Source organism: Paenibacillus hebaui (assembly GCF_051934385.1).
Taxonomy (GTDB): Bacteria; Bacillota; Bacilli; order Paenibacillales; family Paenibacillaceae; genus Paenibacillus.
The window spans coordinates 2,629,414-2,652,108 of sequence record NZ_CP196836.1; the positions used below are offsets into that span (position 1 = coordinate 2,629,414).

The following is a 22,695-nucleotide window of genomic DNA, read 5'->3' on the forward strand; positions in this document are numbered from 1 at the left end:
GCTGAAGATTTACAACTACAGCAAAAACCGGGCGTTGTTACAGCACCCGGTTTTTGCTGCACTATTACAGAATGACAGAGAGAGGGATAAGCATGTCTTTTCAACCAAATCCTGGGGATGAAGTGGTGATTAACGACATTGCCTATACGATTGGGCAGCATCCAGCTGCACCCGGTCTAGCTTATGCACAAGCCGGAAGGCAGGGTATCGTCTATCAATTGTTGCCCCGTAACGATTCAATAAATGGGGCTAAAGCACTAAAAGTATTTTTTCCGAAATTCCGTATCCCGGCTATGGTGTATCAGTCTGAACATATGGAATCTTATAGTGAACTGCCAGGTTTGCAGGTGTGCAAACGTGATGTGCTCACTCCGGAAAGAAACGGAGCGCTAATTGGCGAACATTCCGATTTGTTGTATGCGGTATTGATGCCGTGGGTGCAAGGTCTGACCTGGTTCGATGTAGTCAGTGATCAGAAACAGCTAACGGCGGAGGAAAGTCTGAAGCTGGCCAGAGCACTTGCACGAACCGGTTCGGCAATGGAACAGCGCGGGCTGGCTCATTGTGATTTGTCCGCACCCAATGTGATGATTCCGTTTTTTTCCGAAGATGAGAACCTGAGAGGGGATTCTGCAGTTGAACTGGTAGATGTTGAGCAGATGTACGGTTCCAAAATGGATCGTCCAGATGCTCTGCTTGCTGGTTCACCCGGTTATGCAGCCCATCGGACAGTGCACAGCGGTTTGTGGAGCTCGTATGCCGACCGTTTTGCCGGAGCCGTCATCATCGCTGAAATGTTAAGCTGGTCTGATGCAGCGATTGTGGAGAAAGCGTGGGGAGAAAGTTATTTTGACCAGCATGAAATGCAGACCGTAAGTGAACGTTATTATGCGATGCGTGAGTCGCTTCAGAAGCGTTGGGGCTCCAAAGTATCGGATCTGTTCATTCGTGCATGGGAAAGTCATGATCTCAGCAGTTGCCCTACGTTTGGCGAATGGTTTGTGGCACTGGCTTCGGTGGACATCCATCTGGCTGATGCAGCAGCCGTGGAAGAATCAGAAGCGAAGGCTGTGGATCAGATGAATGCGTCTGGTTCGAGCGAGACAGATAAGACAGGAGCAGCAAACAGCCTATCGGATAATAAGCAAGATATCTCTGGTCAACATCCACATGCCGCAGATGCGATACAACCACCTGGTCAGGAAGCGGTTGTAAACCGTCTATTCCTGCAGGCGAGGGCGTTGGAGGATGAAGATAAACCTGCTGCTGCACTGGAAGTATATCGTTCGTTGCATCATTTTATTCCGCATAATAGTGCGATGCAATTGGAAGTTGAGGCGGCGATCCAGGAGCTGGATGCCAAGCTTAATCCCAAGGATGATCTTACAGGTCAGCCCGTAAAGGTTCCTTTTTACAGATCCAAAAAGTTTATGATTTCTTCGGCTGTCCTGATTGTTCTGTTGGCTGGAAGCGTGCCAACCGTCAAAATATTGGCCGATCAGGCAGAGGTTAAACAGAAGGAGCAGGAGGCTGCTGCAAGACAGGCGGAAATCAAGGCTGCTGAAGAGGAAAAAGCTGCCAAGGCGGCTGTTCTTAAACAACAGGAAGAAGAAGAGAAGCAAAAAGCGGCAGATGCTGCAAAGCTCGAGGCCGAGGAAAAGAAAAAGCTCGCTGAAGCTAAGAAACAGCAGGCTGAAGCCAAGAAGAAGGAAGAAGCACGCAAGGCACTACAGGCAAAGTATGACAAGCAGGCGAAATATGATGCTTATCTGGTAAAGCAGAAACAGCAGAAGCTTGAAGCAGCCAAGAAGGCACAGCAAGAAAAGTACGACAAACAGGCGAAGTATGAAGCCTACCAGGTCTGGAAAAAAGAGAATGACGCTAAAATAGCAAAACAGGAAGCGGAGCGTAAGGCAGCAGCCGAGGCGCAACGCAAGCAGGAGGCGGCCCAAAAAGCTGCACTAAAGAAAAAACGTGCCCAAAATGTAATTACACTAATTGCTCACTACAACAAAACATACAACGCACAAAAAGGTAAAAAAATTACAAATGCCGAATCCTACGCACGTGATTTCAAAAATTTGTACAGCAGCGATGCTGCCTATTTCAAAGGTGTAGGTAAAGTGGCAGCACGAATGAGTGCGATTAACAAATTCCTGAGTAATACCAATTATAAATTGCCCAATTTGTAAAATAACGTGAATGACGGAGGTGGCTCATCCCAGATGAACTACACGATTCAAGCATCCCAGCGCACACCCGCACTTATTATATATTTGATTGATATCAGCGCCTCCATGAATATGGTTCTGGAAAATCGTCGCCGGATTGATGTTGTCTATGATGCCTTATCCTTGGCTATTCGCCAAATGGTGTTTCGTTCGACGAAGGGGAATCGATTGACACCTCGTTACAGGATTGCGATTCTGGCATACAGTGATGATGTGTACGATTTGTTGAACGGCATCAAGGGAATTGACGAGATTGCTGCGGTCGGTTCATTGCCAGATCTGACACCGAGAAGATTCTCGGATTCAGCGAAGGCTTTTCTTCAGGCTGAGAAAATATTGCAGGCTGAAATTCCAAACATGCAGGACTGTCCTGCGCCACTTGTTTGTCACATGACAGATGGGGTAGCTACTGGTGAAGACCCGGAGCCGATTGCCAAGAGAATTATGGGCATGAGTGTGCCGGATGGCAATGTACTCGTAGAGAATATTTTCATATCCGATCATTTGCTGGAAGGACCGATTGCTGAACCGAGAAGGTGGAAGGGCATTTCGCCAGAGACGATGCTTCAGGATGAACATGGTGAGAAGCTGCGCAATATGTCCTCGGTTCTGCCGGAAAGTTATCGTGAAATGCTTGTTGAGGCAGATTATTTGCTTGCACCCGGTGCACTTATGATGCTTCCAGGTACTTGTGCAGAACTGGTATCCATCGGGTTTCAGATGTCCGCTGCTACGCCTGTGAGATAGGAGGGGAATCATGAAAGCGATGCGTTTGGCAACATTGTCTGCCGGAGAACAGGGAAGCCGTGCTGAGCAACACTCGGGCAGCTTTCGTTATGTGAGTGTTCAGACTGGAGAACAGCCGCTGACCCGTTATCAAGGTACATTCAAGTGCCGGTATGGTTATGGAAGAGCTGCGGAGACGGTCAACCAGGGAGATACGGGACAGGATTTTGCTGCTGTTCGTATGAAGGGTAATGTGTGCAATTTTGTCTTATGCGATGGAGTTGGCATGAGTTACCTTGGTGATTTTGCTGCACGTTTTCTGGGGAACGCCTTGCTGGAATGGTTGGAAACGACGCAGCATCCTTCCTCCGAGGCTGTGGAGCGCTTGCTTCATGACCTGACCAGTCCAGCATCGGACCAGCTGGAGAAGTTGCATCCGCTGGACAACTCGCCGTTATTGCTGCGGGAAGTGCTGATGGAGAAACGAAGCAGGGGTAGTCAGGCCATGTATGTATGTGGACGTATTGAACTCTTCGGAGGCGGCCGTAAAAGTCGTGTATGGCTCGCGTGGCAAGGTGATTCCCGAATTCGGCTCTGGCGTAACGGTCAGGAGCAATCCGCAGCGTTTCAGGTGCATTGCCGGACGAATGAGCGCTGGTCCACACGGGAAGGTCCCGTTGGGGGCAAACCACATGTCTATGAGGCGAAACTGTCGACGAGTGAACCTGTTCGTCTCCAGTTGTACACGGATGGTCTGAATGACCTGGATGCCATCCAGACTTATATTCCAGATGAACATATCCAAGTACTACTGGATGCCAGACATACGGGTGGGCTTGAAGATGATGCCGCTTTCATTGAGTTGGAATGGTGAGCGTTCGGATTGAGTGTTCCATAATGGTAGGTTGGGTAATGAAAAGCAATGAGAGTCATTTTTGAAAAAACTTGTCCGTGTTGATTTAAAAGGCACTCTTTTTGGGTAATCTTGTGAAGAATTGGTTTAAGCATAAAGCTACAACGCACATTCTTACATAATTGCTTAGTGAGAAGGAGTGGGATGGATAAATGACACGACAAAACGGAAAGTCACGGTTTGAAGGCAAGGTTGCAATTATTACTGGTGCAGGCTCGGGTATTGGTAAGGCGACAGCGCTTAAGTTAGCCAGTGAAGGGGCGTATGTTGCTCTGTTTGATCTGGTTAATGATCGAATCTCACAGACGGAAGCTGAGATTAATGCGTTACATGATGGTGCGGCGAGAGCATTTGACGTAGATATCTCCGATCCGGCACGTGTGGAAAAAGCGGTATTGGAGACGGTGGAATTGTTCGGAGGTCTGGATATTGTGTTTGCCAATGCGGGTATTAACGGTGTATCCGCCCCAATCGAAGAAATCCAGGTTGAAGATTGGCAGCAGATCATTACGACGAATCTGAACGGTACTTTTTTTACGATCAAATATGCACTGTCTCACATGAAGAAACGTGGTGGCGGCAGTATTGTAATTACGAGTTCGATTAATGGCAATCAACGTTTCTCCAGCTTTGGCATGTCGGCGTACAGTACATCTAAGGCCGGGCAAGTGGCTTTTGCGAAGATGGCCGCGCTGGAACTGGCGAAGTTCAAGATCCGTGTCAACGTCATCTGCCCTGGAGCGATTGCCACAAATATTGATCAAAGTACAGTCAAAACGGATGAATTACAGCAGATCGTTATTCCAATGGAGTTCCCGGAAGGACAGCAGCCACTTGCGGACGGTCCGGGGCAGCCTGAACATGTTGCTGATCTGGTTGCCTTCCTGGCTTCAGCCGAGTCAAGACACATCACAGGTGCGGAAATTGTCATTGATGGTGCGGAGTCGTTGCTGAGCTAGAAGGTGAGATATACATTAGTCGTTCCTCTGGAACGGCTTTTTTTGTTATAATGCTAACATTCGAATAGACGTGTGGTACATCAATTAGGAGCGATGAGATGAGTATGGATTTACCGATTCAACCAATTATTCCAGAGCTTAAACAGTTATTTCAGAATCATGATACAGGGGTGTTGATCGCAGAGCCTGGAGCGGGGAAAACGACCGTGGTGCCGTTGGCTTTGCTGGATGAGCCATGGGTTAATGGACGGAAAATCATCATGTTGGAACCTCGTAGGCTTGCCGCTCGTTCAGCTGCAGCTCGAATGGCAGCTTCACTTGGGGAAAAAGCAGGACAGACCGTCGGATACCGGGTGCGGATGGATACTCGTGTAAGTCAGACCACACGAATTGAAGTCGTCACTGAAGGGGTATTGACCCGGATGTTACAACAGGACCAGGGACTGGAAGATACGGCGATGATTATATTTGATGAGTTTCATGAACGGCATCTGCACGGTGATCTGGGACTGGCGCTTGCGCTGGAATCAAGGGCAATGCTGCGTCCTGACCTGAAGCTGCTGGTGATGTCGGCAACGCTGGACCCTGTTCCTGTCTGTACCTTGCTAGGTGAGGGCACAAGGTGGATCGACTGTCCTGGACGTACGTTTCCTGTAGAGACCCGATATATGTCCAAGTCGACATCTGATCAACTGGAGGCATTTACGGCTCAGGCTATCGTAAAGGCGCTGATGGAACAGGAAGGGGATGTACTGGTTTTTCTCCCAGGCGCGAAAGAAATACATCGTACCGAGCGGGAGCTATCCAGACTTATCCTTCCTGCCCATGTACAGGTGCATTCTTTATATGGAAGCATGCCAATGAAGCAGCAGGATGAAGCTGTACGCCCGGCAGAAGCGGGCAAACGCAAGGTAGTGCTGTCCACATCGATTGCAGAATCCAGCCTTACCTTGGCCGGAATCAAGGTTGTTGTGGATGCTGGGCTTAGCCGGGCATCGGTATTCTCGCCGCGAACGGGGATGAGCCGACTTGTCACTCTGCCGGTATCCAAGGCGTCAGCCGATCAGCGGCGGGGTCGTGCGGGGCGAATTGCCCCTGGGGTGTGTTACCGGCTATGGAGCGAAGAGGCTTATGCTGCGCTGCCTGACGCAGCAAGGCCGGAGATTGCTTCCGCGGACCTTGCGCCGCTGGCGCTGGAGCTTGCCGCCTGGGGTGTCCAGACCCCTGCCGAGCTGCAGTGGCTGGACACCCCGCCTGCCGCGGCCTACGGCCAGGCACAGGCGCTGCTGCGCCAGCTGGGCGGCCTGGACGACGCCGGCCGCATCACGCCCTTCGGGCGGCGGATGAACGCGCTTGGCGTGCATCCGCGACTGGCCAGCATGTTGCTCCGCGCAGCGGAGCTTGGGCTGGCCAGCTACGCCAGCATGCTGGCGGCATTGCTGCAGGAGCCTGCCGGCCTCCGCAGCAATGGCAATGCAGGCGCGGGCACGGACCTGCGCCCGCGCGTGGAATCGCTGCTGACTGCGGACAGCAGCGGCACGCCGCAAGCGGCATCGGCTGTCGCAGACGATGCCGCCGTGCGGCGCATGCTCCTGGAGAGCCGCCAGCTGCGCTCGGCGCTCGGCCCGGCGGCCGATCCGGTACGGCCGGATGAGGACAGCTGCGGATTGCTGCTGTCCTTCGCCTATCCGGACCGGATCGGGCAGCGCCGGGAGGACGGCCGCTATCTGCTGAGCAGCGGCCGTGGGGTGCGGCTCACAGCGACAGAATCGCTGAGCCGTTCCGCTTATCTGGTCGCAGCCGATGCGGACGACCAGGGCGCGGATGCGCGCATCCTGCTGGCTGCGCCGCTGCAGGAGCTGACATTGCTGGACTTTAGTCCGCATGTGCTGCATGAAGAGATACAGGTGGCTTGGGACCGTAACACCCGCAGCGTACGAGCACATAAAAGGCTGCGAATCGGAGCCATTATTGTGAAAGAGAGCAGTATTGCACAACCGCCTGAAGATCAGGTGCTGGAAGCACTGCTCTCGGGCATTCGCATGGAAGGGCTGGACTGTCTGCCCTGGACCAAATCTTCACGCCAGCTGGCGGACAGGCTGCGTTTTCTGCATCATCATTTGCCCGAATGGCCCGATCTCGTTGAAGATGATCTGACCGAAGAGCTCGCAGAGCATCTCAGTCCTTATCTGACAGGCATGCGATCTGCTGCGGATCTCAAGAGATTATCGATGCAGGATGTATTGCTGAGCGGATTGAGTTGGGAACAGCGACAGCAACTGGACCGCGAAGCACCGACACATATTCAGGTACCGAGTGGTTCACGCATTCCTGTGGATTATAGTCGTCCAGAAGATCCCACTCTGGCTGTAAGACTTCAAGAGATGTTTGGACAACAGGAGACGCCGCGGATCGGCGGGGGCCGAGTCCCCCTAACCATACACCTGTTATCACCGGCACAACGACCTGTACAGGTGACGCGTGACCTGGCGAATTTTTGGCGCGAAACCTATTTTGAGGTCAAGAAGGACCTGAAAGGCCGTTATCCCAAGCATTATTGGCCCGATGATCCGCTTGAAGCAATAGCGACAAACCGGGCCAAACCACGGGGGAGATAGCCAATTTACCTTGCTTATGTGATATCTTGGTTAACTAGGAGATCATTTGTAGCTATTTCATTGCCAGTTTACTAGGACGTGTCTTCTAACTCAGGCAAGCTATACCCTGTTGGATGCCAGCTTCGGAAATTCTTGAAATACAAGCTAGCTTATCCTGGCGAATGGACCAGACGACTTTCTAAGGAACATAAGACGTCTTATTTAGCTCCCAGGCTCTCTTTTTCAAACGTAAGGAACACCAGACAAGTTATTTCCTAAAATCCATTAAAAAATGCTACAAACGGCTCTACATTCCGATATAGCGTGTCTCAGGTTCCTTATCATTCTGCAGGGGCTTCAAACCCTTGAATAACACGTCTCATGTTCGTTAGCGCTCTACCTTTACTCCAGCCACAAGCGAGAGGGACGACTCCGGGTACCGCCCGCCGTAACGAAGGTCTCCGAGAAGAAAATCGGACTTCGCGGCGTCTCGACTGCTTGCCTGTTCAGACTGCGGCTCTCGTCCACTGCCGCTTGCTCACACGTTCATGCCGCGCATTCACCCGCTCCGGCTCCGGACGCGTTCGGTTTCCACTCTAGCTTTCAGACCGAGGTTTGAGGACTACTTTAAACCAATATCGGACATCTGGGGACTGCTGCGGGCATTGCCGGATCGCCTCGCGCTGAGGGTGAAGAGGCTCATGAAGCACATTCGGCCCCTAGGCAATCCACAAGGTGGAATGTTGCTTCACAATCGCTATCTGTACCTAGTAAATGGGCCCTTTATTGGGTAGAGCTACTCGATTCAAAGTGGTATTAACACATATTATATTTCGATGGAAACGTTTGAAAGAAAGCAAGGCGGGTAATAACATAGCGAACCACTCAATTAAATGAGGAGGGAATCACTATGCAGAAGAAAATCGTAGGTGTGTTTAATACAGAAGGTGAAGCATCACGGGCAATCGAGGGCCTGAAAGCGCAAGGATTCACTTCAGACGAAATTTCGGTAGTTACACAGGATCGGGAGGAACTGAAGGCGATTCGGGAAGAAACGGGTACGAAAGCGCCTGAAGGCGTAGCTGCAGGTGCGGCTACCGGCGGTGTACTCGGCGGCGTAGCCGGGTTGCTTGCAGGTATTGGGGCATTGGCTATTCCGGGCATAGGGCCTATTCTGGCTGCGGGTCCGATCGCAGCAGCATTTACCGGAGCTGCTGTAGGTGCGGGAGCTGGCGGACTTGTAGGTGGGCTCGTAGGTCTTGGTATTCCCGAAGAGGACGCTAGACAGTATGAAGAATACGTGCAAAGTGGCAAAATCCTGTTGCTCGTTGACTCTACAGATCGGGACACGGATGTATATGATGTGTTTAGCAGTAACAACCATCTGAACCGTGACAGAGCGACTGTTCATGGAGAAGAAGTGCCAGCTGAGCGCCCTGATTTGGATATGGAAGAGCGCAGATTGGAAGCCCAGAATAAGGCAGCTCGATTCGGTAACAATACATTCCTATAAGAGGTTGTTCAAAAAGTCCGCTTTTGATTACGAATCATGCCTAGCAGCATCATCAGCATCGAAGTTGAAATTCAGCCGAAATGTCCGTTGCTCACGTAGTTTTCCCTACGCTCCGCTACTCCATTTCTAGCTTCTTTCCATCTTCTCGGTTCTGAAAAACAGACTTTTTGAACACGTACTATAACTCATGTCTTGTTTCGCTGAATGGAATTAGATATCGATGACAGGGTTCTTGTACTCGAATGACATATATGATCCACCAGGTGGTCATTAGCCGGTTTCCTTAGGGGAAGCCGGCTTTTGTACCTGTGCTCAATGGATGAACGCCCCCCCTAGCAGGAAGGTGTTAATCCTGTCAGGCAGGGAATAACAATACATACAGTAGAACGGCCAGAGCCAGTCCAATCACGAGCAGCATAAGCGTCAGGAAACGAATCAATCCGGTTGAGGCCTGGAATGTCTGTGAATTGATCTGATTGCGTTTACGGTGATAAGCGGTAGCGGAACACAAGATGATCGTTATGCCGCTGATCAGGGAAGTAATCCCGGTGATGATTGCCGCAATATGTGCGATCCGATCATATGCCGTGGAGTTAAATCCGAAGCCGGCAGCGAGAAAGCCGATGCCAACCATGGCGATGCCAGTACGAACCCAGGCCAGAAAGGTACGTTCATTAGCCAGATGCTGTTGTACATATTTGGAGTCAATGGTGGTTATATCGTTGTCTCTATCTGAGATGTGAATCACCCCGTTCATCAATATACTGCTTCATTGTACTTTGTTTTTATTGCAAAACCAAGAAAGGTGGCTGACTGCTATGCCTCGTAGAGAACGAATTGCAGAAATAGAGAGCTTGAGGGGAATTGCCTTTGCAGCCGTGGTTCTCCAGCATTCCATTGCTCATTATTCCTTCGTACCGGAAGCGAAGCTGGAGGACGGCGTGCTGCTCGCGATCCTGCTGATGCTGTCCAAATTTGCAGTACCCTTGTTTATTTTTATTACAGGCATGGTACTGTTCTATAACACAGGAGACAAGCTGCATTATGGTCGTTTCATGCAGAAGCGATTAACGGATGTAATTATCCCCTATATCATCTGGTCACTGATCTCCTTCACACTCGCGCCTCGCGGTTGGAATGGATTTGGTTGGCAGGATATTCCTGACCTTGGGTTAAAATTAATCACAGGCAAAACGTCTTCTCATTTTTGGTACATTATCATGCTTATTCAATTTTATCTGCTGTTTCCACTGTTCTTGCGAGCAATTCGTTATGTATACAACCGGTATGAGGCGAAGGGGCGCATAGTAGCTCTTCTGATCTCCGGTGCCGTATATCTTGTGCTCGTCGATCAACTGAGCAATATCGCAAAATTCATGGAATGGTTGAGCATTCCGGTACTGACAGATTCGTTTACAACGTATGCCGATCGAAATTTCTTGTATTTCTTTTTTTATTTTGTCCTTGGGGCAGCAGCCGGGTTATCGGTCCAACACTGGAATGAATGGATTCATCGGCTGCGCTGGGTGTACTGGACGATGTTTATTGTACTCGGTCTGCGGTTTACTTATTTAGTAATGCTGGAGTTCCAGAAGCCGGAGGGCATAAAGATTACATTCTACACGGTTAGCCTGATTCGGCCGGATATGGCCCTTTTCCTCATCGCTTCCATCATGGTGATGTACCAGCTCGCTGGCAAGCTGCACAATCTTAAGGTCTTACGATTGCTTGGCTGGATTGGTGGTGTATCTTACGGGGGATACCTGATGCATATGCTTATGTTGCGTTACAGCTATATCCCAGATGAACAGTTTTATGTGGCAATGGGTTTAAATCCGGTGGTCCGCATGATCATGACCTGGTTGCTCGCCCTTACGTTATCCTGTGTGCTGACTTGGCTCATCTCCAGAGTAAGCTGGGGCAAGTGGATTGTGGGAACGGTACCGAAAGCCAAACCCAAGCCTAATCTTAATAAGTGAGTAAATCAACATATGAAAAATTCACAAAAAGCATATAACAATCACACGGTTCACCCAACCGTAATTCATTCATCTATTTCATCGCTAATCTGTCTATTAAAGAGGAATGAGCATCATATCAAGTAGAAAAAAGTACCCCTCAAAAAGTGACGCCAGCACCATCTGGCGTGCTTTCAATAGGTCTTCGAAATACTTTTATAAACTTTTATAAACTTTTATAATTTTATTTCAAAATTTCATTACATGAAAAATTCACAATAGAAAACACCAATTCCTGTTCTACCTATCGTTCCTGATCATCCTACCCCTTTCTTTCTCGCCACCTTGATACATGGATTAATGGGAGCATGAAGGAAGGGAAGGAAAATCGAAAGAAACAGAAAACGGAAGAAAAACGGAGAAAGATGGCAGAACCCGAACGTAAGTTTTATAATACTAGATATATAGGTTCTGACAGGAGGGGAATGAACGTGGCTTTTATGATTGCACAGCGTGCATTTATCAAGCTGTATCTGATTACGATGGTTGAACAGCACAGGGGATATGGTTATGAAATGCTGGAGGAGATGAAGCAGGAATTCAAAGCCTACGGTTATGTACCACCCCAGAGCGAGGTATATCGGGCATTGCATGAATTGGTACAACAGGGTGTATTTTATCGTACAAAGAAGCTGAAGGGCAATGATCCCAAGGTTGATTTTCAGGAAATCGTTCTATATCACTTCACGGACGATGGTGCCGAGAAAGCTGAATTGTATAAAAAACAGGTCAAAGTCGATCTGGATCGATGTCTCGGGATGTTACACAAGGCAGAAGAGGACAATTACGGAACGAAAGGAAGATAAGCATGAACAGACAGTTACAGTGGGGTGTGCTCGGTACATCCACCATTGCGAAGAATGCAGTCATTCCGGCCATCCAGCAATCTGAGCGTGGTGAAGTCTTGGCTATAGCCAGTCGCAGCAAGGAGAAGGCGGAAGCCCTCGCAGAAGAACTCGGCATTGCCAGATCGTATGGCAGTTACGAAGAACTCATTGCTGATCCCGATATTGAAGCCGTATATATTCCTCTTCCCAACCATTTGCACAAAGAGTGGACGATGAAGGCCGCGCAGGCTGGAAAACATGTGTTGTGTGAGAAACCGGCTGCCCTGAACGCGATTGAATCAGCGGAGATGATTGAGGTATGTAATCAGTCTGGCGTACTTTTTGCAGAAGCGATTATGTATCGATATCATCCCAAGCACAGACGTGTGCAAGAGATTATAGCCAGTGGAGAGATTGGCACCGTCAGGGCCATCCACGGCAACTTCACCTGTAATACCGCGGAGGACAAGGAGAATGTAAGGTTCAAAAGAGAGATGGGCGGAGGATCATTATTCGATCTAGGCGTATATCCGATCTCGGCTGCCCGGATGTACCTGGGACAGGAGCCGGAAGCGGTGACAGTGCACGCTCTATTCTCGGACGAGCATGATGGAGTCGATATGATGGCCTCGGGACTTGTGGAGTTTCCGAATTCGGTAGCTTTAACCTTCGACTGTGGCATGTGGGCTTCGGGACGAGCTGAGATGGAGATCCTGGGCACGGATGGACGGATTGAACTGCCAAAAGTATTTGGCTGGGAGAATAGTGATATTCCACCTCAAATTATCGTGCACACCGATTCGATCAGCCGTGAGGAACGTGTATCGGTATCCAATTCCTATGTTCTGCAGGTGGAGACATTTGCTGCCGCTGTGCTTGAAGGAGAAGCCTTGCCTTTCAGTCCGGAAAATACGATTCAGAATATGCGAGTCATTGATGCGTGCCTGGAATCGGCACGGACTCGTCAACGGGTGCAATTGATCGATTAGAGAAGATAGAACATACTAGAAAGCGCAGACTCCATCTTCAGGGATGAGAGTCTTTTTTCTGTCTTAAAATGCTATAATTATAATATTTTACAAATTTAACGGTTTATTTTGATACTTCTACCAAAATGATGTGATATAAATAGTCATGAGATGACTTGTTTACTATAATCTAGCAGAACGTACAATCTGGCAGTTACAACTCGTAGAACGTACATGGTGGCAAGGTTCATCCACTTTGAGGGATCGGGAGGCAGGATCAATGAAAAAGCTTATATCAACCGCTTTACTGGCAATGTTGTTAACGGTAGTTTTCTTCACAGGTTCACAGTTCACCCCAGCCACACAGCAGAAGGCTTCTGCTGCAACATGTACCATCATTAATACGTTTACCGGTGTAGCGAACTATTTGAGTGCAAACGGAACGTTGCCATGTAACTTTATTACCAAATCACAGGCAACAGGACTGGGCTGGGTATCGTCAAAAGGAAATCTGGCTGTGGTTGCTCCTGGGAAAAGCATCGGGGGAGACGTATTCGGCAATCGGGAGGGACTTCTGCCTAAAGCCAGCGGGCGTACATGGCGTGAAGCAGATATCAATTATACTTCCGGCTTCCGTAATTCGGATCGGATTGTGTATTCCAATGATGGACTCATCTACAAAACGACAGACCACTATGCATCATTTACACGCATGAAATAGAGGAAGGAGCAGCCATGAATATCGTGATTTTGGATGGAGAGGCCTTTGCCAGTGCATCTGAACTTCATCAGCAATTAAAGGATAAGCTGGATCTGCCGGACTTTTACGGCGGGAACCTCGACGCGTTGTGGGATTGCCTGACGGGTATGATTGAACTTCCACTCGAGTTGAGATGGACAAACTATCGAATTAGCGAAGAACGGCTGGGAAATGAAGCGGACCGGATACGCGATTTGATGTTGGAAGTTCAGGCCGAGCAGACCGGATTTCAATTGAGTGTTGAAAACTAGGAAGAAAATGAAGGCAGTTCGGATATCTAATCAACCCAACAGACCATGAGGTCTGTTTTTTTTGTATTTGTTTGTTGTAGGGAAATCTGGTTACGAAACATCAAAATAGAGGAGCAAAACCACGACGTTAAAAATATTTTCACGAAAGGGTGTTCTGCGTACGCCATATGTCATAGAAACGTTGCACGCCGGAGCGGGGGGGGATTAAGTCTGCTGAGTGAGTTGCTGGTGGGAGGCATGGTGCTTAGCGGCTTATGGTTGACACATAAAGGAGCAAATTATCGTAAAAGTGTGTTGGTCATTAGCGGAATTGTCATATTAGGCCTCAGTTATGCCATGACTGCACTCCCAGCTTATATGACATCGTACCAGCTGCCTGTAGCTGCTGTCTTTTGTCTACTGATGGGCATAGGTATCCCGTTCGCCACGACACCCCTTGCGTCCTATCTGATGGAAGTTACACCTCCCGATATGCTGGGAAGGGTGTACGCCCTTCAAAGTATGATTGTCTTGAGTGTGGCACCACTTGGGAGTTTGATTTCAGGAGCACTTGCAGATTGGATGGCAATACCGATACTATTTATCGTGTTTGGTATTTTGCTCGCTATGTCCGCAGCTGCGCTGCTTCTGAGCAAGACCTTCCGTAGCGTTTTGTAGCCTGGCTTTCTGAATCCTGTTATCTCTGACTTATTTTGACCGAAGCCCTGCCTGAACGATATAATATACACATTGATGAGCAACAGGTACCCCGGAAATGAGGATACAGGTTTGCAGCAGAAAGTACTTTCAACGATTGAAGAAATCAAGGTCTACTCCGATCCGTATCGGATACAGATTATGAATATGTTTAATACACAAGGGAGACCCTCTACGGTAAAAGAAGTAGCCGACCAGATGGGTGAGGTGCCAGCCAAGGTACACTATCATGTGAAAAAATTGGAGAAAATCGGCTTGCTTACGATCGTATCCACTCGTGAAATTAATGGAATCATCGCCAAATACTACGAACCCTTTAAGGGAGAAATCCAGCTCCGTAACGAAGATGAAGAGAATTCGCCTTTGAAGCAGGTATTTCGATCGGAAACCCTCAAATTATTAAATGAAATGTTCGAGCAGAGCCGTAAGCGATTTATGAATCAGGCGGAAAAAGGGGATCACATGTTCATCTCGGATATGACGTTGTATGCAAGCCGTGAGGAAGTAGAGCTTCTGTACGATAATATTACGAAGCTGTGTGAGCCCTACCTAACAAAAGACAAGCAAAAAGGGGGGCAAGAGGTGTATCAGTTATTCACTGCCCTGTCCAAACAAGAGGAGAATAAGCCTGTTACCAAAACAGATGTGAAAGCAAAAAAGAAAGCTTCATCTGGTAAAGCTCCGATTGTTTCCAAAACATCACAACCTTCTGCAAAGAGGCAGGACCCCTCGTCTGGTGGTCAACTGGAAGAATAAATGGAGCATACCATATCGCGAAAAAAGCCGCCATTGGCGGCTTTTTCATGCGTAATTCGGCAGAATGGCTGAGAGTCAACCAAACGGAGTCCATATCAACGTCAGTCCTTGGACACATTACATGTTTTCATCATAGTTCTTCACATCGCGTTTGGCTGCAGTTGCAGGTGAGTTGGAGGTGCCATACTCTTCAACGGCTTCCCATGCATCGGCATGGTCGAATTTTCCAGCATTGCGCTGTCTTACCTCACCAGAGCCGCTTGGCGGCATTGTCATCACTTCTTCCTCCACCGGACGGTCGTTGCTTATTTCCCGGTTAGGCGTATCATTAATACAGTATGCAGTGTAGGGGATAGCCTGAAGTCGTTCGAACGGGATGTCCTCTCCGCAGGTCACACAGGTTCCGTATGTGCCTTGTTCGATACGTTCCAGTGCATCGTTAACCTGATTGAATTCGTCTGTTAATGTATCGTCGATCGCTAGGTCACGGCTTCGTTCAAACGTCTCCGTACCCGCATCTGCCGGGTGATTATCGTAGGATGACAGCTCGCCCGTTGAATCTTTGAGCGACTCGGCTGGAGCTCCATCTTCCATGCTGGATTCAAAATGACGTTGCAAGTTTTCACGTTGTTCCAAAAGAGCGTTTTTCAGCTCTTGAAATTGATCTTTAGTTAATGTACTCATAAGGGCATGCTCCTTTCCCGTAGTGGAGTTGTAGTCTGTCCTTACCCGAATTTCATGATATGCAATCATTTTCATGAGGAAAGAGGGCATTAAGTTTTATATCTGACGGATAATGTGTTATAAAAAATAGAGAGAGAAAATGCGGCGGAATCATTATCGTTTAATTCATACCGCATCGCGTTTGATAATGGAGGGTTCAAGATGGATGAACATATGAAACGAAGATTGGACAAACAAAGACAATTGTTCAAACAATTGGGCGTGCAGCTCGACGCTTTATCGATTCATGAAAAACAATTCAATTATAAACTTCGTGGTTATGATCCTGATGAGGTAGATGCTTACCTGGACCTGGTGATTAAAGATTACGAGCGTTTTTATGCCAATATCGCAGATCTGATGGACAAATGGCAAGAACAGCAGTTAACGATTCGGGATCTGAAGTCATCGGCGAAGCCTGTGGAAGATCCGACCAAGATTGATCGTAAACAACTGGATGATATTGTGAAACAACTGGAATATAGTGTGCGACAGCTAAAAATCAGGGCACGCCCTGAACAGGACCTGTTCTCCGAATAGTGTTGGCACATCTGGGATTATATAAAATAAAAGGTGGTTAATCATGAGTACTCATTTTTCGGTCAGTGTGCATTGTTTATTGTTATTGTCACTCAGCGCGCCTGAACGAATCACGTCTGCACATATTGCAGGTAGCGTAAATACCAACCCTGTCGTCGTCAGACGTATTCTGGGCGGGCTGAAAAAGGCAGGATTTGTGAACTCTTCGCCAGGAACAAGAGGTTTCTATCTTGCGAAGCCATCAAGCGAAATTACATTAGCCATGATCTATCAGGTGGCTAAGGATGAAGGTCCATTGTTTCCGATTCACGGCAATTGTAACCCGGATTGTGAGGTGGGTTTGCATATAGACAGCCTGCTGACCAATCTGTATCAGGTTGCCGAGGCTAAGGTGGAGCAGTTCTTTGCATCCATTACGCTTGAAGATATGGAACGTTCCTGTACCCAGATGCAAGCTGTTCCATCGCAGACAGAGTAGATTGCAGTAAGACGCAAAGGAAAGGGGGGTTGTCATATGAAAATTGTAGTCATCTCCGACACGCATTTATCACGAAAATCACACAAGTTACCGGCTCAGCTCCTTGATGTATTGCCGAGTGCCGATCTAATTCTTCATGCCGGTGACTGGTCGGATTGGAGTGTATACCCATTGCTTAGTGAGTATGCGCCGGTTGAAGGGGTCGCTGGTAATACGGACCCGTCCGAAATCGCTGAAAAACTGGGCTATTCCCGCATCGTTGAAGCGGATGGGCTTCGTCTGGGTCTCGTACACGGCCATCAGGGAGCGAAGGGTACGGAGCAGAATGCAATCTATACTTTTGCAGGACAGCAGGTCGATGCTGTGATATATGGACATTCGCACATTCCGGTGATGCATACTGTCGATGACATGTTGATATTTAATCCGGGTTCACCCACGGATCGGCGCTTTCAGAAGCAATTTTCGTTCGGTATCCTGACGATACACTTGGGCAAATTACATGCTGAGCATGTTTTCTTTGACAAGGAGTAGGATGGAGCCAGCAGATTCTTGTTGATTGAATATCATTTCTGGATTTAGGTAAGGGTTTAATTTAAAGTGCGTGTTCAAAAAGAGCGGTTTTCAGTACCGAGAAGATGGGATGAAGCTAGAAATGGAGTAGCGGAGCGTAGGGAAAACGACGTGAGCAACGGACATTTCGGCTGAATTCCATCTTTGATGCTGATGATGCCACTAGGCATCCTTCGTAATCAAAAGCGGACTTTTTGAACAACCTCTTAAATATGACATCTCTGATCGGAACATTGTTTCTGTTTCAGGGGTGTTTTTTGTTGTGTTCATGGTCAAAGGCGGAGTTTCAGTTATCCCTGAATGGGGAATATGGTCTGTTCGTTATCTGACATTCATCTGTTGGCGCTGCCCCCTATGGAGACGCTGAGAGGAGTGATACAATGCGTTTACAACCCTAAATTGAATACGTTTACATAAGGAGATGGTCCTTGATGAAGTTATCCGTATTCACCGTAGCAACCCCTGATTTGAAGGCAGAAGAATTGGCTTTAGCTGCGGCTGCAGCCGGGATCGAAGGTATTGAGTGGAGATTCCGCGGAATCCCTGAAGATGCTTTATCCGAGAAGCCTTCATACTGGAGAAATAATCGATGCTCGGTAGACCCGAGCTGCTGGGAGGAACAGATTCCTGTATTCCGTGAAGCAGCAAAAAGGCATGGCCGGCAATCGATTGCATTGGTGCCTTATCTAAGCTGCGGGGATCTGATTGCGACGGAGCAGGCATTTGAGGCCGCTCAGGCCTTGGGGGCATCCATGATGCGTGTAGGAGTCCCCGGCTATGATCGCAAAACCAGCTATCCTGAATTGTACAAACAAGCTGTGCATTATCTGAGTGAGGTTCAGGAGATGGCCCAACAGTATAAGGTAAAGGCTGTAGTCGAAACCCATCATCAAACGATTGCACCGACGGCATCCCTGGCCTATCGACTTGTGCAATCGCTGGACCCGCAGTATGTGGGCGTATTGTACGATCCAGGTAACATGGTGCATGAAGGATATGAAAATCATCGATTAGGGCTCGAATTGCTGGGTCCATATCTGTCTCATGTGCATGTGAAGAATGCCGGTTGGTTTGAAACAGAATCGTATGATACTCATAAGGCTAGTGTAAATGAAAAGAACAGAGGAATGGCTCTGAATACAGCCTGGAAATGCCAATGGACCCCGCTGACCGAAGGCATGGTGGATTGGGTGCAGATGTTCCGGGATCTGAGAGCCGTCGGTTATGACGGTTACTACGGTATTGAGGACTTCAGTGGAGCATTGGAATCCAAGGCGATGTTACAGCATTTTGCAGATGTTTTTGCCGAAATAGAGCGTCGTGTTGACGAGAAGGAGGTACAGGTATGAGTTTGGTTCGAGTAGCCGTTATTGGCATTGGTAATATGGGGGCAGCGCATGCCAGAACATTGGTAGCAGGAGAAGTACCAGGAGCAGAACTGGTGGCTGTATGTGATGTGAGAATGGAAATGGAGAGCTGGGTATCCAGTAATCTTCCGGGATCAGTCACCTACTGGCAGGATGCGGAGCAGATGATGTCATCAGGTACAATTGACGCGGTCATCATTGCCACACCGCATTATGACCACCCGGAGCAGGCCATTCAGGCTTTGCAGCACGGCTTGCATGTCATGATTGAGAAGCCAGCTGGAGTATACACCAAACAGGTACGCCGGATGAATGAGGCTGCGGTTGCCAGCGGTAAAGTGTTTTCCATCATGTACAACCAGCGCACCAATCCGTTGTATATCAAACTCAGAGATCTGATTGCCTCAGGGGAACTCGGTGAGGTTCGGCGGACGAACTGGATTATTACGAACTGGTATCGCTCCCAAAGCTACTATGACTCCGGCGGTTGGCGGGCAACCTGGGCAGGAGAAGGCGGCGGCGTGCTGATCAATCAGGACCCGCACCAATTGGATCTGTGGCAATGGACCATTGGCATGATGCCTGTACGTATGCGGGCATTCTGTTCATTCGGTAAATACCGGAATATTGAAGTGGAAGATGATGTTACCGCTTACGTGGAATATCCGAATGGAGCAACAGGGGTATTTGTGACAACCACAGGGGAAGCACCGGGGACGAACCGTTTCGAAGTGAACGGGGATCGGGGGAAAATTGTCATAGAAGACGGTCAGTTGACCTTCTGGCGTTTGCGTGAATCGGAGCCTGAGTTCAATCAGAGATTTACTGGAGGATTTGGACAGCCGGAATGCTGGAAGTGCGAAGTGCCGATTACCGGTGTGGAAACCGGACATCCTGGCCTGATTCGCAACTGGATCGATGCTATTCGAACAGGTGCACCTCTGATTGCTCCCGGTGAGGATGGAATTTACGGGTTAACCTTATCAAATGCCATGCTGTTGTCAACCTGGACGGACAACTGGGTGAATCTTCCGATTGATGAGGATTTGTTCTATGAACATTTGCAGGGGCGGATTGTGGCTTCTACTACGAAGAAGGTCAAGGATTACAGCAAGGGCCAGCCAGCTGATCTGACCCAAACGTTCAAGTGAAGTGAAACGGATACACCAAGCTGAACTCAGGGCGAGTACTAGATAACGGAACGGATAAACGGAAAATCCAACTGGAAAGGCGGAGAATGGTATGGCTAAAGATGGTATGTTTTATGCACCAAAGAGTGTGAAAAAAGAGGTGGTATGCGGTCCGGGCGAATTTGTCATTGCGGCGGTTGCACTGGATCACGGACACATCTATGGCATGGTTGGAGCTCTGGTAGAGGCGGGCGCAACGCTCAAATGGGTATATGATCCCGATCCGACGAAGGTGGAGTCCTTTCGCAAGCAATTCCCGCAAGCACAGGCCGCAGCGTCCGAAGCTGAGGTGCTTGCCGATGAGGAGGTACTGTTGGTAGCTGGAGCTGCGATCACCTCTGAGCGCGCGCCACTTGGCATGAGAGTTATGGCCGCAGGCAAGGATTATTTTACGGACAAAGCGCCGTTCACCACGATGGAGCAGTTAAAGCTCGCCCGGGAAGAAGTGAAGCGAACCGGCAAGAAGTATATGGTGTATTACAGTGAACGCCTGCATGTGGAAAGTGCGATCTATGCGGGGCAGTTGATTGAGCAGGGAGCGATTGGCAAGGTGGTGCAGGTGATGGGCACGGGGCCACATCGATTGAACGCGGGCGGAAGACCGGAATGGTTCTTCCAGCATGAAAAATATGGCGGCATCCTCTGTGACATTGGCAGTCACCAGATCGAGCAATTCCTAACCTTTACTTCATCTACCGATGCAGAGGTGGCATTCAGTCGGGTACACAATTTCAATCATCCACAGTTCCCCGAACTGGAGGATTTCGGCGAAGCTTCGCTGATCGGCAACAACGGCGCTTCCGGGTACTTCCGCGTAGACTGGTTCACTCCGGACGGTCTGGGCACATGGGGCGATGGACGTACCGTCATTCTCGGCACCGATGGTTATATCGAGCTGCGCAAATACATTGATGTAGGAAGAGAGCGCGAAGGCGATCAGGTATATCTGGTTAACCATGAAGGGGAATATCGCTACAGTGTCAAAGGAAAAGTCGGGTACCCCTTCTTTGGACAGCTTATCCGCGATTGTCTGGATCGAACCGAAACAGCCATGACGCAGGAGCATGCTTTCAAAGCGGCAGAGCTCTGTCTGATTGCGCAGCATAAAGCGATGAGCGAGAGAGTGGTTTGGAGCAGTGGTGTGAAGTAACCTGTTCTATTGAAGAGAGTAATGCGTTTTTAAATCAAATGAAGGAAGAGAAAGAGCAGCTTGTTCTAAAGGCTGCTCTTTTGTTTGTTGTAGTTTACTTCGCAAATGGAACAATATGGTTTATTATGTATGTAGTTCAGATATTTTTATCTGAATGAGTGGATGTTTACAAACTCCATGAATTAGATGTTATCTGCAATTACTGGGAATACATTCAAAACAATATAAAATCTACTGTGAAAGGAACTTCGAAGAAGTGAACCCATTTCCTAAAGACTATGAATTAGTCGAATTATTCGAGTCAGAACCTAAAGTTTTTGATGAAGAAGTACCATGGTATTATAATAATTTGTTCTTTTCACTGAATAGGAATGATGTTACTCTAGTATGTTTGCTTCAACCAGCATATGGAACTTTATCGTTACATCTTAAGGTGAATAATAGACCTATTTATGATCTTAGTCTTGAAAATGTGGTTGGAATGGAAATAGAAAAATCTAATAGAAAGGAAATATTAAAGATTATACTAAATGATGAAGACACTATAAAAACCTTATTATTAGAAACCAAGCCAAACATCTACTTGATGTCTACAACGGATAAGAGCTTTAGAATGTAACTCGATGATGCCGGTAACAGCAGATAACATTGTTTTCACACATCGGATCTGTACGGCCCTTGGATCGCTAGAAGGTAAGGAACCAGGAAGCGTTGTCAGGCGATCAACCCTGCAAGGCTAAGTGGCAGAGCCACCCGGCAACTGCGTTGCCTTAAGCCTTTCGGGCTCGTGAACACTGGGAACGTTATCTGAAAGATATGCAAATCTTATAGGTGAGAGTGATCCATAAATCGAAAGATATTATAAACTATAAGGAGGCCTGTTTGATGATTAGATTGTGTACAAGCATGGATACGGATTTGATGTATCAGATTATTAATGATGCAGCAAAGGCATACAAAGGATTAATTCCTGACGATATGTATCATGAACCTTATATGGAATTGGAAGAACTGAAGTATGAAATGAACAATGGTGTAGTATTTTGGGGGTTTGAAGAAAGAGGTATATTATTAGGAGTTATGGGAATTCAAAATAAGGGTGATGTATCTTTAATTAGACACGCATATGTACGAACAAACCAGCGGAATAGCGGGATAGGTACAAAGCTGTTGTCTCATCTGGTGGCTTTAACCAATAAACCGATCTTAATAGGAACATGGAACTCGGCTGAATGGGCTAAGAAATTTTACTTAAAGAATGGCTTTAAACTTGTTTCACCTGATGAGAAGAAAAAGTTATTAAATACATATTGGAATGTTCCAGAAAGACAAATTGAGACATCTGTAGTCTTATGCGATAGCAAGTGGAGCACTTGATAAAATTTCAGGGGAGTAGGAGCTGCTGGATAAACCGGATATGCGCGAGAGTACAGAAACATTATATGCAAGGACTACAATT

General features: G+C 48.1%; 23 protein-coding genes. 21 read left to right on the top strand and 2 right to left on the bottom strand.

The genetic code is table 11. From position 1 onward, the window contains the following. Nucleotides 1-92 precede the first annotated feature (92 nt). The 6 genes from ACR32F_RS12110 to ACR32F_RS12135 all read left to right on the top strand — a co-directional run bounded on the left by ACR32F_RS12110 (nt 93) and on the right by ACR32F_RS12135 (nt 8,939). Nucleotides 93-2,192: a hypothetical protein gene (locus ACR32F_RS12110; RefSeq protein WP_440118925.1), complete on the top strand. Its 2,100-nt coding sequence runs from the start codon at nt 93-95 to the stop codon at nt 2,190-2,192. A gap of 33 nt (nt 2,193-2,225) precedes the next feature. Then, nucleotides 2,226-2,978, top strand: coding sequence for a vWA domain-containing protein (locus ACR32F_RS12115; RefSeq protein WP_440118926.1), 753 nt, complete (start codon nt 2,226-2,228; stop codon nt 2,976-2,978). Between the two features lie 10 nt (nt 2,979-2,988). Continuing rightward, nucleotides 2,989-3,831: a protein phosphatase 2C domain-containing protein gene (locus tag ACR32F_RS12120; protein WP_440118927.1), complete on the top strand. Its 843-nt coding sequence runs from the start codon at nt 2,989-2,991 to the stop codon at nt 3,829-3,831. Nucleotides 3,832-4,022: 191 nt separating this feature from the next. After that, entirely contained in the window at nt 4,023-4,829 is an 807-nt protein-coding gene (locus tag ACR32F_RS12125) for an SDR family oxidoreductase (RefSeq protein ID WP_440118928.1), read from the top strand. Nucleotides 4,830-4,927: 98 nt separating this feature from the next. Next, nucleotides 4,928-7,447 carry an ATP-dependent helicase HrpB gene (gene hrpB, locus ACR32F_RS12130; protein ID WP_440118929.1) on the top strand — a complete coding sequence of 840 codons (2,520 nt, stop codon included), beginning with the start codon at nt 4,928-4,930 and terminating at the stop codon, nt 7,445-7,447. An 889-nt stretch (nt 7,448-8,336) separates the two neighbouring features. Beyond that, nucleotides 8,337-8,939: a general stress protein gene (locus ACR32F_RS12135; protein WP_440118930.1), complete on the top strand. Its 603-nt coding sequence runs from the start codon at nt 8,337-8,339 to the stop codon at nt 8,937-8,939. Between the two features lie 355 nt (nt 8,940-9,294). On the opposite strand, the gene ACR32F_RS12140 is transcribed toward ACR32F_RS12135, so the two are convergent. After that, nucleotides 9,295-9,696 (bottom strand): YidH family protein, encoded by a 402-nt coding sequence (locus ACR32F_RS12140; protein WP_440118931.1) that lies wholly within the window; start codon nt 9,694-9,696, stop codon nt 9,295-9,297. A gap of 61 nt (nt 9,697-9,757) precedes the next feature. Here ACR32F_RS12140 and ACR32F_RS12145 point away from each other — a divergent pair, with 61 nt between their 5' ends. The 7 genes from ACR32F_RS12145 to ACR32F_RS12175 all read left to right on the top strand — a co-directional run bounded on the left by ACR32F_RS12145 (nt 9,758) and on the right by ACR32F_RS12175 (nt 15,215). Further along, complete coding sequence (locus tag ACR32F_RS12145) at nt 9,758-10,918, top strand: acyltransferase (RefSeq protein ID WP_440118932.1); 1,161 nt, start codon at nt 9,758-9,760, stop codon at nt 10,916-10,918. A gap of 470 nt (nt 10,919-11,388) precedes the next feature. Then, the gene (locus tag ACR32F_RS12150) at nt 11,389-11,763 is read left to right on the top strand and encodes a helix-turn-helix transcriptional regulator (protein ID WP_440118933.1); all 375 of its coding nucleotides are present in this window, start codon (nt 11,389-11,391) and stop codon (nt 11,761-11,763) included. A 2-nt stretch (nt 11,764-11,765) separates the two neighbouring features. Then, entirely contained in the window at nt 11,766-12,773 is a 1,008-nt protein-coding gene (locus ACR32F_RS12155) for a Gfo/Idh/MocA family protein (protein WP_440118934.1), read from the top strand. A gap of 259 nt (nt 12,774-13,032) precedes the next feature. Next, nucleotides 13,033-13,473, top strand: a complete 441-nt coding sequence (locus ACR32F_RS12160; RefSeq protein WP_440118935.1) for a ribonuclease — start codon at nt 13,033-13,035, stop codon at nt 13,471-13,473. Nucleotides 13,474-13,487: 14 nt separating this feature from the next. After that, nucleotides 13,488-13,763: a barstar family protein gene (locus ACR32F_RS12165; RefSeq protein ID WP_440118936.1), complete on the top strand. Its 276-nt coding sequence runs from the start codon at nt 13,488-13,490 to the stop codon at nt 13,761-13,763. Nucleotides 13,764-14,000: 237 nt separating this feature from the next. Further along, nucleotides 14,001-14,420 carry an MFS transporter gene (locus ACR32F_RS12170; RefSeq protein WP_440118937.1) on the top strand — a complete coding sequence of 140 codons (420 nt, stop codon included), beginning with the start codon at nt 14,001-14,003 and terminating at the stop codon, nt 14,418-14,420. 111 nt (nt 14,421-14,531) lie between these two features. After that, nucleotides 14,532-15,215, top strand: coding sequence for an ArsR/SmtB family transcription factor (locus ACR32F_RS12175; RefSeq protein WP_440118938.1), 684 nt, complete (start codon nt 14,532-14,534; stop codon nt 15,213-15,215). Nucleotides 15,216-15,332: 117 nt separating this feature from the next. Here the strand turns inward: ACR32F_RS12175 and ACR32F_RS12180 are convergent, their stop codons facing one another. Next, nucleotides 15,333-15,899, bottom strand: coding sequence for a TraR/DksA C4-type zinc finger protein (locus tag ACR32F_RS12180; protein ID WP_440118939.1), 567 nt, complete (start codon nt 15,897-15,899; stop codon nt 15,333-15,335). A gap of 201 nt (nt 15,900-16,100) precedes the next feature. On the opposite strand from ACR32F_RS12180, the gene ACR32F_RS12185 reads away from it, so the two are divergent. From ACR32F_RS12185 to ACR32F_RS12220, 8 genes are all read left to right on the top strand, one after another. Then, nucleotides 16,101-16,478, top strand: a complete 378-nt coding sequence (locus tag ACR32F_RS12185; RefSeq protein ID WP_024630343.1) for a DivIVA domain-containing protein — start codon at nt 16,101-16,103, stop codon at nt 16,476-16,478. Between the two features lie 43 nt (nt 16,479-16,521). Beyond that, nucleotides 16,522-16,956 (top strand): Rrf2 family transcriptional regulator, encoded by a 435-nt coding sequence (locus tag ACR32F_RS12190; RefSeq protein WP_440118940.1) that lies wholly within the window; start codon nt 16,522-16,524, stop codon nt 16,954-16,956. A 36-nt stretch (nt 16,957-16,992) separates the two neighbouring features. Continuing rightward, complete coding sequence (locus tag ACR32F_RS12195) at nt 16,993-17,490, top strand: metallophosphoesterase family protein (protein ID WP_440118941.1); 498 nt, start codon at nt 16,993-16,995, stop codon at nt 17,488-17,490. A 470-nt stretch (nt 17,491-17,960) separates the two neighbouring features. Beyond that, on the top strand, nt 17,961-18,878 hold the full coding sequence (locus tag ACR32F_RS12200; protein ID WP_440118942.1) for a sugar phosphate isomerase/epimerase family protein: 918 nt from the start codon (nt 17,961-17,963) through the stop codon (nt 18,876-18,878). Then, nucleotides 18,875-20,047, top strand: a complete 1,173-nt coding sequence (locus tag ACR32F_RS12205) for a Gfo/Idh/MocA family protein (RefSeq protein ID WP_440118943.1) — start codon at nt 18,875-18,877, stop codon at nt 20,045-20,047. The genes ACR32F_RS12200 and ACR32F_RS12205 overlap by 4 nt, the downstream gene beginning before the upstream one ends. 91 nt (nt 20,048-20,138) lie before the next feature. Beyond that, nucleotides 20,139-21,236 carry a Gfo/Idh/MocA family protein gene (locus tag ACR32F_RS12210; protein ID WP_440118944.1) on the top strand — a complete coding sequence of 366 codons (1,098 nt, stop codon included), beginning with the start codon at nt 20,139-20,141 and terminating at the stop codon, nt 21,234-21,236. A gap of 256 nt (nt 21,237-21,492) precedes the next feature. Then, a complete protein-coding gene (locus ACR32F_RS12215; protein ID WP_440118945.1) occupies nt 21,493-21,855 on the top strand; it encodes a hypothetical protein in 363 nt (120 codons plus the stop codon). A gap of 266 nt (nt 21,856-22,121) precedes the next feature. Continuing rightward, a complete protein-coding gene (locus ACR32F_RS12220) occupies nt 22,122-22,613 on the top strand; it encodes a GNAT family N-acetyltransferase (RefSeq protein WP_440118946.1) in 492 nt (163 codons plus the stop codon). Nucleotides 22,614-22,695 lie beyond the last annotated feature (82 nt).